The 12,845-nt window shown below is 59.6% G+C and carries 12 protein-coding genes; 5 read left to right on the top strand and 7 right to left on the bottom strand.

The annotated features are described in order from the left end of the window. Nucleotides 1-8: 8 nt before the first annotated feature. Nucleotides 9-206 (top strand): hypothetical protein, encoded by a 198-nt coding sequence (locus ACQUQU_RS13055; protein ID WP_430460136.1) that lies wholly within the window; start codon nucleotides 9-11, stop codon nucleotides 204-206. Between the two features lie 3 nt (nucleotides 207-209). Here the strand turns inward: ACQUQU_RS13055 and ACQUQU_RS13050 are convergent, their stop codons facing one another. Next, complete coding sequence (locus tag ACQUQU_RS13050) at nucleotides 210-527, bottom strand: Rieske (2Fe-2S) protein (RefSeq protein ID WP_430460135.1); 318 nt, start codon at nucleotides 525-527, stop codon at nucleotides 210-212. A gap of 22 nt (nucleotides 528-549) precedes the next feature. Here ACQUQU_RS13050 and ACQUQU_RS13045 point away from each other — a divergent pair, with 22 nt between their 5' ends. Next, the gene (locus ACQUQU_RS13045) at nucleotides 550-1,545 is read left to right on the top strand and encodes a FecCD family ABC transporter permease (protein ID WP_430460134.1); all 996 of its coding nucleotides are present in this window, start codon (nucleotides 550-552) and stop codon (nucleotides 1,543-1,545) included. Further along, the gene (locus tag ACQUQU_RS13040) at nucleotides 1,536-2,297 is read left to right on the top strand and encodes an ATP-binding cassette domain-containing protein (RefSeq protein WP_430460133.1); all 762 of its coding nucleotides are present in this window, start codon (nucleotides 1,536-1,538) and stop codon (nucleotides 2,295-2,297) included. Before ACQUQU_RS13045 ends, ACQUQU_RS13040 begins: the two co-directional genes overlap by 10 nt. 301 nt (nucleotides 2,298-2,598) lie before the next feature. On the opposite strand, the gene ACQUQU_RS13035 is transcribed toward ACQUQU_RS13040, so the two are convergent. Beyond that, nucleotides 2,599-3,393 carry a Crp/Fnr family transcriptional regulator gene (locus ACQUQU_RS13035; RefSeq protein WP_430460132.1) on the bottom strand — a complete coding sequence of 265 codons (795 nt, stop codon included), beginning with the start codon at nucleotides 3,391-3,393 and terminating at the stop codon, nucleotides 2,599-2,601. 352 nt (nucleotides 3,394-3,745) lie between these two features. Continuing rightward, nucleotides 3,746-4,090: a pentapeptide repeat-containing protein gene (locus ACQUQU_RS13030; protein WP_430460131.1), complete on the bottom strand. Its 345-nt coding sequence runs from the start codon at nucleotides 4,088-4,090 to the stop codon at nucleotides 3,746-3,748. A 74-nt stretch (nucleotides 4,091-4,164) separates the two neighbouring features. Here ACQUQU_RS13030 and ACQUQU_RS13025 point away from each other — a divergent pair, with 74 nt between their 5' ends. Then, entirely contained in the window at nucleotides 4,165-6,579 is a 2,415-nt protein-coding gene (locus tag ACQUQU_RS13025) for a DNA polymerase II (RefSeq protein ID WP_430460130.1), read from the top strand. Nucleotides 6,580-6,607: 28 nt separating this feature from the next. Then, complete coding sequence (locus ACQUQU_RS13020; RefSeq protein ID WP_430460129.1) at nucleotides 6,608-7,573, top strand: magnesium transporter CorA family protein; 966 nt, start codon at nucleotides 6,608-6,610, stop codon at nucleotides 7,571-7,573. Nucleotides 7,574-7,664: 91 nt separating this feature from the next. Here ACQUQU_RS13020 and ACQUQU_RS13015 read toward each other — a convergent pair whose 3' ends face one another. The 4 genes from ACQUQU_RS13015 to ACQUQU_RS13000 all read right to left on the bottom strand — a co-directional run bounded on the left by ACQUQU_RS13015 (nucleotide 7,665) and on the right by ACQUQU_RS13000 (nucleotide 12,837). Further along, nucleotides 7,665-8,831, bottom strand: a complete 1,167-nt coding sequence (locus tag ACQUQU_RS13015) for a porin (RefSeq protein WP_430460128.1) — start codon at nucleotides 8,829-8,831, stop codon at nucleotides 7,665-7,667. A gap of 40 nt (nucleotides 8,832-8,871) precedes the next feature. Continuing rightward, nucleotides 8,872-9,942, bottom strand: coding sequence for an imelysin family protein (locus tag ACQUQU_RS13010; protein ID WP_430460127.1), 1,071 nt, complete (start codon nucleotides 9,940-9,942; stop codon nucleotides 8,872-8,874). A 22-nt stretch (nucleotides 9,943-9,964) separates the two neighbouring features. Continuing rightward, the gene (locus ACQUQU_RS13005) at nucleotides 9,965-11,167 is read right to left on the bottom strand and encodes a DUF1513 domain-containing protein (protein WP_430460126.1); all 1,203 of its coding nucleotides are present in this window, start codon (nucleotides 11,165-11,167) and stop codon (nucleotides 9,965-9,967) included. 95 nt (nucleotides 11,168-11,262) lie between these two features. Then, nucleotides 11,263-12,837, bottom strand: a complete 1,575-nt coding sequence (locus tag ACQUQU_RS13000; RefSeq protein ID WP_430460125.1) for a di-heme oxidoredictase family protein — start codon at nucleotides 12,835-12,837, stop codon at nucleotides 11,263-11,265. Nucleotides 12,838-12,845: the final 8 nt, after the last annotated feature.

Raw genomic sequence — 12,845 nt, 5'->3', positions numbered from 1 at the left:
GAAAGCACATGAAACTGATCAAACTGAACCTGCTGATTCTGATCGTTGGGGTACTGCTGGGCGCCTGGGTGGGTTCCAACTGGATCCGTGACCGCGACCTGTTCGCCAACCCGTTTAAGCAGGATACGGTGATGGACAAGCTGAAGCACACCGGCTCCGGCCTGCTCGACAGCGGTAAAGACGCGCTCAATAAACTGACCAAATAAAGGTCAGAGATCGACCCACAGCTGGTCGTCGCGGATTTCATGCGCCACGGCCGTCAGCGACTGTCCGCTGCACGGCCCTGAAATGCATTCTCCGCTGTCGATCAGAAACAGGGCGCCGTGCATGGCGCACTGAATCAGGCAGCCGTCGGCGTCGAGAAACTGGTCGGGCATCCACTCCAGACCGATGCCCAGATGCGGGCACTCATTGCGGTAGACGCGCCACTGGCCGTGTTTGCGGACGACAAAGATGGCCTGCTCGCCGGCGTTAAAGCCTTTGCTCTGACCTTCCCCGATGTCACTGATGTGGCACAATGCACGCATTCTTCCCCCGGATGACTGACTGATGACCCATCTGATGCGGCGCAAGCATATCCTGCTGCTGTGCCTGCTTCTACCTCCGCTGGTGTTGCTGTGCGGTGTAATCACCGGCAGCCAGCGCTTCGACTGGTTACTGTCGACCGACATCGGCCAGACCGTGCTCTGGCAGATCCGTCTGCCGCGCGTGCTGATGGCGTTTCTGGTCGGCGCCATGCTGGCCTGGGCCGGTGTGCTGATTCAGGGTGTGGTGCGTAATCCGCTGGCCGACCCGGCGCTGATCGGGGTATCCGGCGGTTCGGCGGTGGGCGCCGCGTTGTTCATTGTGCTTGGCTCGGCCGGGTTGGCATTGCCTTTCTGGGGGCAGTCTCTGATGGCGTTTGCCGGTGGCGTGATTGCCCTGAGCGTGGTGCTGCGGCTGGGGCTCAGCGGCTCGTCGCTGCAGGCCATGAGCTTTCTGATTCTGGCCGGTATCGCGGTTAATGTGCTCGCCAGCGCGCTGATCGGTCTGCTCAGTTACATGGCCACCGACGATGCCCTGCGCCAGATTACCTTCTGGTCGCTCGGCAGTCTGGCCTCGGCCGACTGGCACTGGGTGCTGGCGATGACGCTGGCGTTGGGCGCGGCTCTGTTCTTCTGGCCCATACGCCTGCGTCAGCTCGATGCGCTGCTGCTGGGTGAGGTGGAGGCCCGCTCGATGGGGGTGTCCGTCAACCGCATGCAGTGGCAGGTGGTGCTGTGGGTGGCAGTGTTTGTCTCGCTGGCGGTATCGGCCAGTGGTGTGATCGGTTTTATCGGCCTGATCAGCCCGCATCTGGCGCGGCTGTTAACCGGTGCCTCGCATCGCCGGGTGTTACCGCTGGCGGTGGTGCTGGGTGGTTGTCTGTTGGTGGCGGCGGATACGCTGGCGCGCAGTGTGATTGCGCCGGCGGAACTGCCGATTGGCATTGTGACGACCCTGCTCGGTGCGCCGGTGTTCATCGCGCTGATGTTGCGTGAAAAGAGGCGTTTGCTATGGCAATAACACCGCTGCTGGTCGCCGACTCGCTGAGTCTGGTACGGGGCCGGGCGCCTTTGTTGGGCGATGTCTCGTTTTCGCTCGGCGCCGGTGAGCTGGTGATTCTGGCCGGACCGAACGGCGCCGGTAAATCGACCCTGCTGCATCTGCTGGCCGGGCAAAGCGAGCCGACGCAGGGCACGCTGACCCTCGACGGACAGGCCTGCCATCAGTTCAGCCGGGCGCAGTGGGCACAGAAGGTCACGCTGGTGCCGCAGCATTCGGCACTGGGCTTTCCCCTGACTGCCGAAGAAGTGGTGTCACTCGGCGGGCTGGCGCATCAGGATTCGGTGGTGGCTTTGCGCCAGCAGGTGCAGCAGGCGCTGCACGACTGGGACATTCACTATCTGGCACAGCGCGATGTCCGGCAGCTGTCGGGTGGTGAGCAGCAACGTTGCCAGCTGGCGCGCAGCTGGATTCAGGTGCGCCAGAGCGGCAGCCGCCTGTGGCTGCTGGACGAACCGCTCAGTGCCCTCGACCTGCGCCATCAGCAACAGTGTCTGCAACATATCCGCGCTCTGACCGCCACTGGCAGGACGGTGGTGATGGTGGAGCACGATCTGAATCTGGCGCGGCGTTATGCCGACCGCGTGCTGTTGCTCAGCTGTGGGCGGCTGGTGGCGGACGGCGCCGCTGCCGACGTGCTGAGTGCTGAGCAGGTTGCGGAAACCTTCCGTATTGATGCTGTGCTGGAGAATGGCTTTCTGCAGTGGCGCTGAGGCTTCTGCGATCAGGGGGCTGAATAACCGCTGCATAAAAAAGCGCCCCTCGCTCTTCCGCAGAAGAGGGGAGGGGCAAAGCAACCGTGATTAGCTTGATGAGAGAGATCACCACTCCGGATGAGAGGCCAGAGTGCTGATTACCGCCGCCATCTCTGACGTCGATAGGCAAACGATAATTATTCTCGTTAATGTAGTCAAGAATAATTCTCAATAAATTTTGTAAAGGGGTTGTTTGGCCCGTAAAAGCACAAAACGCCGCAAAGGCGGCGTTTTGGTTGAGGGCAGCAGCGTGTTCCGCTCAGGCGTGCTCGCCGCCTTTCTCGATCAGTTGCTGGTTCAGAATGGTAATACGACGGGCGAGGTTTTCGATCAGGTTGACCGCCGCCTTTGGCTGAGCTTCGATCAGCAGCACGAAGTCTTTCTGCGGTACCGCCAGAATGGTGCACGGGGTGCGGGCAATCACGGTGGCCGAACGCGGCTCGCCGGTGAATACCGCCATGGCGCCGAACACTTCTTCTTCGCCGATATCGCCCACTTTGACGCCATCGACGAACACATCGGCTTCACCACTGATGATGGTATACACATGCTCGGCCGGGTCGCCCTGACTGATGATCACATCGCCGGGCTGGAGGTTCTGGAAGCCGGCGGTCGGACGCACCTGATCTTTGTAGAGGTCGGCCAGATAATTCAGCATCACCGCATTCAGGCACACCAGCAGGTGCGACCAGTAATGCTGGCGGCGTTTGTCGGAATACACATGACGCAGAAAGCGGTCACGGTTAATCGGAATGAGCTCAACGTATTCGTCGGTGCGCAGGATGGGGGTCGGCATATCAAAGGCATGGTGAATGCCGATCAGATCGCCTTCGTCGAAACTCAGCAGATTCTGGCCGTTCTTGGTCATGTGAATCATGCCGTCCTGCACCAGAAAGATCTGATCGCGGTCGAATAATTCGTACAGGTCGTCCACACCTTCCAGCGATACCGGAGCGGCGTCCAGCTCAAAATTCTCCAGCAGAACCCTGACCAGTTGCCCGATGCGGCCGACCAGTTGCTCTACGGTCTCTGATGGCTTGCCATTCAGATACATGCTTATTCCCCCAAGTGTTGCCTCTTCGGGCAATCCGTCAGTGAGCCAAGACTCTACCGTAAAAGTGTGTAACCTTGAATAAGCGCAGGGGACGATTTTTGCCGGGACGTGATGCAGGTTAAGAATCCGGTCAATCCCTGACCATGGCCTTTCTGGCTAACCGCTCTGGTGCGGTCATTTTGTAGTTATTTCGGCTGCTGATGACAGGAATGTCAGGATGTGCTGTCGTTGGCACGCGGGGATGGGGCGCGGGAATGGAGCATCCGGAGGGGCTGAGTCAGGAGGGACAGAGCCAGAAAGGACTGAGTCAGGAGGGACAGAGCCAGAAAGGGCAGAATCAGGAAGGACTGCGTCAGGACGACACGTGGCGGATGCGGATGCCATGCGACACCGACAGCAGAATTTCCTGCGCCGGAATATCGTGCGGAAAATAGCAGCCACTGATTTTGGCATCGGCCAGACTGACACCGTCCATGCGGCAGCCGCGGAAGTCGATGCCGCGGATATCCGAACCACGGAAATAGGCATCGGTCAGATCGGTATTAACGAGATTGATATTGCGCAGATCCAGACCGCGCAGATCACAGCCGCGCAGATCGCATTTCTGTCCCGCGGCACGGGCAGCATTAAAACCGGCGACATCGTCGTTACGCAGCATCTGATACAGCGGATCCTGCGAAATAATGGGTTTGCTCATGGTGTCCATCCTTCCTGTGTTAGGCTTCCGTCTCTTTCCCGTAGCCCGTGTCAGTCCTGAGTATAGAGCAGTCAATGACAAACGCCTTTTTACTGACCTCCAGCTGGTCGGACGACGAACAGGGCACCTTACTGACCTTCTGGTGGCACACAGCGCGTGGCCCGGTACGCCAGCACGTGCGTGCGGACGCCGTGTGTTTTATTGACGCCGATAAACGTGAAAAAGCCGAAGCCTGCGCCCACACACTGGGCTGGCCGGTGCGTATTGCCGACGTGCCCATGCAGAGTTTTTCGGCGCGCCCGGCGGCGGCCTGTTATCTGCCGGCGGGCATGGTGTACCGCTGGCGCGACGTGCTGGCCAGTCAGGCTATCGTCGCCCGAGAAGTGGATATCCGCCCTACCGACCGCTACCTCATGGAACGCTTTATCTATGGTGCGGCGCAGCTTATGGGCGAGCTCACAGCGGATGCTGAGCGCGCGTTTCTGCAGCTGAGTGACGGCCGCCTGAAAGCCGGTGAACGCCATGCGTCATTACCGCCGCTGCGCTGTTTATCGCTCGATATTGAAACCTCATTTCCCCGTTTGGGGGAGCCCGACCGGCTGTTTTGCATTGGCCTTTATGCCGAAGGTTTCAGCCGGGTGCTGATGATGGACGAAACGCGCGCGGGCTCCGTCAGTGCAGATGGCGTTATTCATTATCTGGCGGGTGAAGCGGAATTATTGCAGGCGCTTTTGCACGAGTGTCAGCAGTTTGATCCGGACGTCATCATGGGCTGGAACGTGGTGCAGTTCGACTTTGCGTTTTTACGCAATAGATTTCGCGAGCATGGTCTGACGTTTGCCATTGGCCGCGATGGTTCGGCGCTTGAATGGCGCCAGAGCAGCACCAATGCCGACCGTATTTTTCTGCACATTGCCGGGCGCGTGGTGCTGGACGGCATCGACCTGCTGCGCAACGCCACGTTTCAGTTTGAAAGCTTCGCCTTAAACGATGTGGCCGGCCATTTTCTGCAGGACCAGAAACTGCTGCACGGCGAGCAGCGCGGCGATGATATCGAGCGCTTATTTATTCAGGATAAAACCGCGCTGGCCGAGTACAACCTGAAAGACTGCGAACTGGTGTGGCGTATTTTTGCAAAAGCCGACCTGCTGAATTTCGCGATGGAACGATCGCACATGACGGGTCTGCTGATGGACCGGATGGGCGGTTCGGTGGCAGCATTCGAAAATATGTACCTGCCGCGTCTGCACCGCGCAGGGTACGTGGCGCCCAATATCGGCGAAGGCTATCACGCGCAGAAAAGCCCCGGCGGCTACGTCATGGACTCGCGTCCGGGTTTGTTCGAGCACGTATTGGTGCTCGATTTTAAAAGTCTGTATCCGTCGATTATCCGCACTTTCTGCATTGATCCTATGGGGCTGACCGAAGGCCTGCTGCTCGACGAACAGGCGCTGGCCGACAAGCGTGCCGTGCCCGGTTTTTTCGGCGGCCGCTTTCACCATCAGCGCCATATTCTGCCGGACCTCATCCGCCAGCTGGGCGAGAAACGCGAGCAGGCAAAAAAAGCCGGCAATAAAGCCCTGAGTCAGGCCATCAAGGTGATCATGGCCTCCTGCTATGGCGTGCTGGGTTCAGAAGGCTGCCGTTTTTACGACACGCGTTTATCCAGCTCGATTACGCTGCGTGGCCACGACATCATCCAGAGCAGTTCACGCTGGATTGAAGCGCAGGGCTACGACGTGATTTACGGTGATACCGATTCTGTGTTCGTCTGGCTCAAACGCGAGGTCAGCGACGACGAAGCCGATACTATTGGGCAAACGCTGGTACAGGGGCTGAATCAGTGGTGGCAGCAGGAACTGGCCGGACATTATGGGCTCGAAAGTTTTCTGGAAATGGAATACGAAACCCATTACCGGCGCTTTTTTATGCCGTCTATTCGCGGCGAGGAAACCGGCAGCAAAAAGCGCTATGCCGGGCTAATCCGCAACGCGGCGGGCGAACCCGAGATGGTGTTCAAAGGGCTCGAAGCCGTGCGCAGCGACTGGACGCCGCTGGCGCGCCGTTTTCAGCGCGAACTGTACCGCCGCATTTTTCTCGGTGAACCCTACGCCGACTGGCTGCGCGAGCAGGTGCAGGCCCTGCTCGCCGGTTTGCTCGATGAACAGCTGATTTACCGTAAACGCCTGCGCAGGCCATTAAGCGCGTATCAGAAAAATATTCCGCCCCACGCGCAGGCGGCCGCACGTCTTGAACAATGGCTGGCACTGAAAGGTCTGCCGTCGCGTTTTGCCAACCGTGGTGGCTGGATCAGCTACCGTATGACGGTGGCCGGCCCCGAGCCGGTGTGGCCCGACGATTCACCGGGCAGCGCCGCCGATTACACGCACTATCTGGAAAAACAATTAATGCCACCGGCCGAATCTGTGTTTCAGTTTACCGGTGACGATTTTGCAGCACTTGCCGGCTTGCAGTTGTCTCTGTTTTAGTGACGGCAAAGGACCAGGGAGAAAACCTATGATCCGCACCTTGTGGTTAACCTCAGGCGGCGATATCCGTTACGGCAGCGATGAGCTGGTGGCGCAGTGGCGCAACGACAGCGGCAGCCGGCTGTGGGTCGATATCTGTCAGGAAAGCGAAAGCCGTGAGCGGGAATTGCTGCTGTCACTCGGCTGCCACCCGCTGGCGGTGAGTGATGCCCTGCGTGACCGGCATCCGCCGAAGCTGGAGGAATTCAGCGATTTCACGTTTATTCTGTACCGCGGTATTGCCAGTTTTGATACCGAACTGAATCACAGTGGTCAGTCGATTTCGTTTTTCGTTGGCGAGCGCTTGCTGATTTCCCGTCATCCGGTGCCTGCGTTAAGTGTCGATATGATGATGAACGACGGAGCCGCGGCGCAGCTGCAGCGTGGCACTGCGTTTCTGGCGCTGCGCATCATGCACGCTTCGGCGGGCATTTATCTCGATAATATTCTTGAATTTGAAAGCCAGCTCAGCGATCTGGAAGACGCGGTGCAGGAAGGCGGCAGCGACCAGCACATGCGCGAGCTCATCAGTTACCGCTCACGGCTGGTGAAATTACGCCGCACATTCAATTACCACAAAAACATCACCGACGAGCTGCGTTCTGTCGACTATAACCAGTTTCCCGATGACGATGCGCTGAATCACGTGGTGATTGATCTGCACGACCGGTTTGAACGGCTGCACAGTCTGACGCAGATGTTTTACGAACTCTGCGGCGATTTAATCAACGGCTATATTTCGGTGACGTCGCATCAGCTGAACAGCACCATGCGGATTCTGACGGTGATTACCGCGATTTTTGTGCCGCTCAGTTTTCTTGCCGGTGTGTACGGTATGAACTTCGACCGCATGCCGGAACTGCACGCGCACAATGGCTATTTTATTCTGCTGGGTGTGATGGGCTCGCTCGCGGTGGGGCTGCTGTGGTGGTTCCGCAAAATGCGCTGGCTGTAGCCTGACTGAACCCGATGTGATGCGCAGGTTCACGTCGCAACGCATAAAAAAGGCCGCAAACGCGGCCTTTTTTATGGCATTAAAGATCGGATCAGAACTGATAGCCCATGCCCAGATTAAAGCCGTCGGCGTTGCCAGCGTCGTCATTCTGCATCTGCACATCGGCTTTAAACACGATGTCCGGCAGCGGCCAGTAATTCACACCCACGTCGCTCTGGGCGGCATCAACTCCGGTTTCCTGTGACCAGTTGCTCTGACGGGCAAATACACCCCACTGCTCGGACGGACGCCAGTTAATTTCAACATAACCGCCGTCCTGCACGTTTTTACCGGCGGCTTTGGCATCGTCACCAGCCAGATCCCAGCGCGCGTACAGGGCTTTGGTGGTGATGCTGTTCCACTGATACACGGCATGCGCGCCCACCAGAGTGGCGGATTCGGCGTAGGAATCCACGGCGCTCTGATCCAGATCTGGCTGATACTGAGCGTAGGCCGCCAGTTCCAGACCAGCGACGCCGGTGTAGCGGATGCGGGCGGTGGTGGCCAGATCGAAGGCGTCGGCGTTGGAGCCTTTCTGTTTGCCGGCTTTCAGGTCGAACGGATCGGCGTCGGAGCTGGTGGTCGGATCTTCGGTTTTCAGACCTTCAGAAATCATCAGGTCATAGCTGATGCCATTGCTCAGGCGGTGGGTGAAGCTTATGCCGTTGGAGTACCAGGTGGTCGGAATAATGGTGGTTTCCACTACCGGGCGTTCTACCCCGTAAAAGGTTGGCGGTTCGTGGGTTTCGTTCACCAGACCGACCGGCATCAGCAGCATACCGGTGCGCAGCTGCATGTTGTCCTTCAGATCGAATTCCAGATACGCCTGCTCAATTTCCACGGCACCGCCGCTGGAGGCGCTGACCAGAATATGTTCCACCTCAAATTCGGTAACAAAACGGGCGCGGTCGCTGAAGTCGTAACCGAAAAACAGCACCATGCGGTGGAAATCCAGCGTGCGGGTGTCTTCACCGTTTTCATCCAGATTGTTGTAGTGCATTTCGCCGTAACCGCCGATGTGCACTTTGTTGTCCTGACCGCTGGTCTGTTGTTTTTCGACCGCATCGGCCAGCACATCAAGACGTTCATTCAGGGTGTTTTCCAGTTCCTGAATGCGTTGTTCCAGCGCCTGAATGGTCTGCTGATCATCGGCCAGAACGGTGCTGCTGATGCCTGCCAAAAGGACGGCGCTGGCCAGTGGTTTCATCATGGTTTTCATATCGGAATCCTGCAGAAAAATAAGTGGTTAAACCGCGTGCTTAATCGCCGTCGGTGAAATTAATGCCGAGGCTGACATCCAGACTGTCGGGAATTTCGCGTTTGAAATTGCCGTCCAGCAGAGCCGCTGTGGCGTTGAACGAGGTAGCATCTTCGTCGCTGATATTTTCGTCGGCCTGATCGAGATTGGCGGTTACCGTGGCGACGGCGGTGCTGTTGCCGGAACTGGTCATCAGGCTGAACAGGGTAACGCTGGAGTTTGCCGTGCCGGCCAGTAATTCGCGGATCACCGTCAGGCTGTCATCGACCTGATACCAGATATTGCCCGACAACGTGGCTGTGGTGGTCAGCACGTTACGGGTCGGCAGGTAATCCAGATACACCTGAATGGCGGTAATCAGGGTTGATAAGGCGCTGGCGCCGTCCGGTAAATCGTCGTTAATAAACAGCGTCAGATACGGCGAGGTACTGTCGACGTAGGCGACTTGCCAGCCGTCCTGCACGTAGGTGGCTTTTTCTTTTAAGGCACCGGTGAGGCCGGTCAGCACTGCGCATTTACGGCTGGTGCTGGCGTATTCGCTGACGATATCGGCGGCACTGCTGCTTTGGGTACCGGCGGTTTCAAAGGCGGCCACTTCAATCGCCAGCAGACCCACTTTATTGAAGGTGAGGCTGTTAAAAAAATCCGCGTCCAGCGTGTCGGAGGACGCCAGCCACTGGTTGATTACGGTGCGCACCGAACTTAAATAATTGTCGCCACGCAGACGGTACGAATCAATGTACTGGTACGCCGGAAATACCGCGTCATCATCGAGGGGGCCGAAATTAAACGGCAGCAGGCGGTACCAGCTGGCGCTGGTGGTTTTCCACTGCGCCTGCAGGGTTTGCAGGTTGCTGCTGCTGATGTCGGCACAGAAGGCGCTGGCTGCGTCGTCGAGGTTGGTCGCTTCTGTGGTAAAGCCGGTTACGGCCGGAATAATGGTGTTCTCGGCAAGTTCCTGCACGGCTTTGCTCAGCGCACCTTCACTCAGTACCGCTTCGTCGTTCAGACGTTCGCCACCGCAGGCGCTGAGCAGTAGGGCCAGCGCCGGTAATGCGATTAATGGTTTCATGGAATTCATCCGTTTCATGCCCTCAGACCGTCGCATCGTTCAGGTGGATGGCAAGCATATGGTTGTCCCAGTGCATGCCGTCATAGTCGCGGCGCAGGGATTTATCTTCTTTCAGGGTGCGGGCGTTCAGCTGGCGGACTTCACCGGCGGAATTCGATAGCACGAACCAGCGCTCGTCGAGCGAGGTGGTCAGGCCGCAGACATCAAAAAAGGCGTGATAACCGGCAAGCTCGCCGCTGTCGATGTGCCAGAACGCGGCAATATTGCCACGCGGGCTGGTAAAGCCGGCGATGCGCTCGTGCTCGTTCAGCACCACGCTGCCCATGTAATCGTTGAAGCGTTCAATCAGGCTCAGCGGACCGTTGAGCAGCATCAGCTCCTGCCCCGGTTTGTGCACCGCGCCCAGCGCCACCAGATGGTTGTCGCTCATGGCCTGACGCTGCAGCTGAGTGGCGACCACCACGGTGCCGTCGCGGGCAACGTCCAGATGACGGATCGACGCTTTGCTCTCACTCAGGGTGTGCTCACTGAGCAGGCGACCGCTGGCGGCATCCAGATAGGTCAGGGTTGAACGCATGGTGTCCGGGTTCAGCACCTGAGCGCCGCTTTCCGGACGGGTACGCAGACCGCCGTTGGCGACCACCAGAGTTTTCTGGTCGGGCATCAGCTGAATGTCGTGGGGGCCGGTGCCGTGCGACAGAAACTCGCCCAGCGGGCGGTAGTCCTGACTGTCGCGCAGCACGATTTTGCCGGTGCCGTCGCGGTAGTCGGATTCTGTGGTGTACAGCACCCGGCCGTCGGCGCTGAAACAGCCGTGACCGTGCATATGGTGGCCGTCGGCCGACTGAAAACGGTGGGTAATCTCACCGCGGGCCAGATCGACTTCCACGCCTTCGGTGCCCGGGCTGCGCGAGAACATCACCACCACGCCCGGTTTCAGCGGGTGCTGGGCGGCGCCATGGCCACGGAAGCCGGACAGTGCTGACGCCACCCTGGCGGACTGACCATCGGGGGTAATCCAGCTCAGCGCGTAGTGATCCTGGCCGTCGCCCTGCGCCGACACCCAGGCTTCATGGGCAGGCGCTTGCCCGGCACCTGTCTTAGCGGATAGAGCCTGACCGGAAAAGGCCAGGGGTGACCACACCAGCGGCAGGCCGGCGGTCAGCACAGACTGACGCAGAAAGCGGCGCCGGCTGTGCAGGGTCGTGCTTTTTTCTCTCATCATCGTCTCCTGTTGGCGGTCTCTGCCGCGCGTATCAGGGTTGTCCGTCCGCCGTCGTTCGCAGTGACGGGCGGGCGGTTCTCATCAACTCGTTTTTTCTACAGCGATTCAACGAAGCGCAGCAGGGCGCTGCGCTGGCTCTGCTCAAGCTGCATAAAGCGCTGGCGGGCGGCGGCGGCTTCACCGCCATGCCACAGCACGGCTTCTTCCACCGAACGCGCCCGGCCATCGTGCAGCAGGCTGTTGCTGCCGTTTACCTGACCCAGCAGGCCAACGCCCCACAGCGGTGGCGTCCGCCATTCGCGGCCACTGGCGGCGAAGTCCGGGCGGCCATCGGCCAGGTCATCGCCCATGTCGTGCAGCAGCAGGTCGGTGTAGGGCCAGATGTGCTGGCCGGATAAATGCGGCCGCTGCGGGTCGTCTGCGGTGATGTAGTCCGGGTGGTGACAGGCCTGACAGCCCGTCTGATAAAACAGGGTGCGCCCGGCCTGCACCTCGGGCGCTGCCGCCTGACGCCGCTCGGGCACGCCCAGATTGCGGCTGAATTCGGTCACCAGAGCCAGCAGATGCGCGGGCAGTTCCACGCCTTCGTCGTCGTTGCCGTTGGCCTGACTCAGGCAGCGGCTTTGCGCCGGTGCGCACGGCCCTGCGGGAAAGAGTTCGTTGCTGATGCCGACGTCGTTGGCAAAGGCCGAGGCCACCACCATGTCCATGGTCGGGCGGTTGGCTTTCAGGCCAAAGCGGCCGGGCACCGTGCGTTGCGTGCGTGCATCCCACACCTGATTCACGCGGCCTGATATGCCATCGCCATTGGCGTCGTCCGGGTCGGCGAGCGCATTCAGATCGGCCTGTGCAATGCCTTCGAGCAAGCCCATGCCATGAATCGCCGGCGCATTGCGCAGGCTGAACAGGGTATCCGGGTGCAGCGGGCCGTAACCTAAATGGCGGATGTCGGGCAGGGGTTTGCGCAGCGTAACCGTCTGGCCATCGGGGTAGGTGACAGTGTGTTCTTGCCAGATCACGTACACATAGGCTTCCGGAGGCACATCCCCGCTGGCGGCGATGGCTTCCGGCGTGGCACTGCGCAGCTGGTGCAGTAAGGCGACCGACTGGCCCTGCAGCTGATCGCCGTAGGTGGGTTCCGGGATCACGCCAATGGCCGGGTTCACGTCGGTGGCGGCCCGCGCTGGCAGGCTCACGCGCAGGAAGGCGTTGAACAGCGGCGTGTGGTTGTCGTCCGGCAGCCGGCCTTTGCCGCCGCGGATGTGGCAGGCGAGGCAGGTGCGGGCGTTGTAAACAGGGCCAAGACCGTCGCTGGCGGTGGTGGTGGTGGGCGCTTTCACCCACGGCTGGTCGGCCAGCGCGCGTCCGGCGAAGAAATCGGCTTTTGCGTCCGCCGGCAGGTTCGGCACCACTTTGTCGAAGGCCGGGAACGGCATCACACTGACGGTGGTAGCACCGCCGGGCTGGCGCTCACTGGCTTCTTCCGCCGCCACCGGCGACGGCGTGGACAACGACTCGGACAAAAACGCGGACAACGACGTATCGCACCCGCTCAGCCACAGGGTCATGGTGAGGGTTACTGTCAACGGCGCGGCCAGAGGTGCGGACAGCGTCAGCCAGAATGCAGCAAACCGGGACAGGCCCGGTTTGTGGAAAAACGCTCTGAACATAGCTCAGA

It is taken from the genome of Thalassolituus sp. LLYu03 (genome assembly GCF_050507655.1).
GTDB lineage: Bacteria > Pseudomonadota > Gammaproteobacteria > Pseudomonadales > Oceanobacteraceae > Venatoribacter.
This window is presented reverse-complemented; position numbering and strand designations above follow the sequence as displayed.

Coding starts and splice junctions, on each gene's coding strand:
- ACQUQU_RS13050 (WP_430460135.1), bottom strand. CDS start 527: ATGCGTGCATTGTGCCACATCAGTGACATCGGGGAAGGTCAGAGCAAA.
- ACQUQU_RS13025 (WP_430460130.1), top strand. CDS start 4,165: ATGACAAACGCCTTTTTACTGACCTCCAGCTGGTCGGACGACGAACAG.
- ACQUQU_RS13035 (WP_430460132.1), bottom strand. CDS start 3,393: ATGTATCTGAATGGCAAGCCATCAGAGACCGTAGAGCAACTGGTCGGC.
- ACQUQU_RS13015 (WP_430460128.1), bottom strand. CDS start 8,831: ATGAAAACCATGATGAAACCACTGGCCAGCGCCGTCCTTTTGGCAGGC.
- ACQUQU_RS13020 (WP_430460129.1), top strand. CDS start 6,608: ATGATCCGCACCTTGTGGTTAACCTCAGGCGGCGATATCCGTTACGGC.
- ACQUQU_RS13010 (WP_430460127.1), bottom strand. CDS start 9,942: ATGAAACCATTAATCGCATTACCGGCGCTGGCCCTACTGCTCAGCGCC.
- ACQUQU_RS13040 (WP_430460133.1), top strand. CDS start 1,536: ATGGCAATAACACCGCTGCTGGTCGCCGACTCGCTGAGTCTGGTACGG.
- ACQUQU_RS13005 (WP_430460126.1), bottom strand. CDS start 11,167: ATGATGAGAGAAAAAAGCACGACCCTGCACAGCCGGCGCCGCTTTCTG.
- ACQUQU_RS13045 (WP_430460134.1), top strand. CDS start 550: ATGACCCATCTGATGCGGCGCAAGCATATCCTGCTGCTGTGCCTGCTT.
- ACQUQU_RS13000 (WP_430460125.1), bottom strand. CDS start 12,837: ATGTTCAGAGCGTTTTTCCACAAACCGGGCCTGTCCCGGTTTGCTGCA.
- ACQUQU_RS13055 (WP_430460136.1), top strand. CDS start 9: ATGAAACTGATCAAACTGAACCTGCTGATTCTGATCGTTGGGGTACTG.
- ACQUQU_RS13030 (WP_430460131.1), bottom strand. CDS start 4,090: ATGAGCAAACCCATTATTTCGCAGGATCCGCTGTATCAGATGCTGCGT.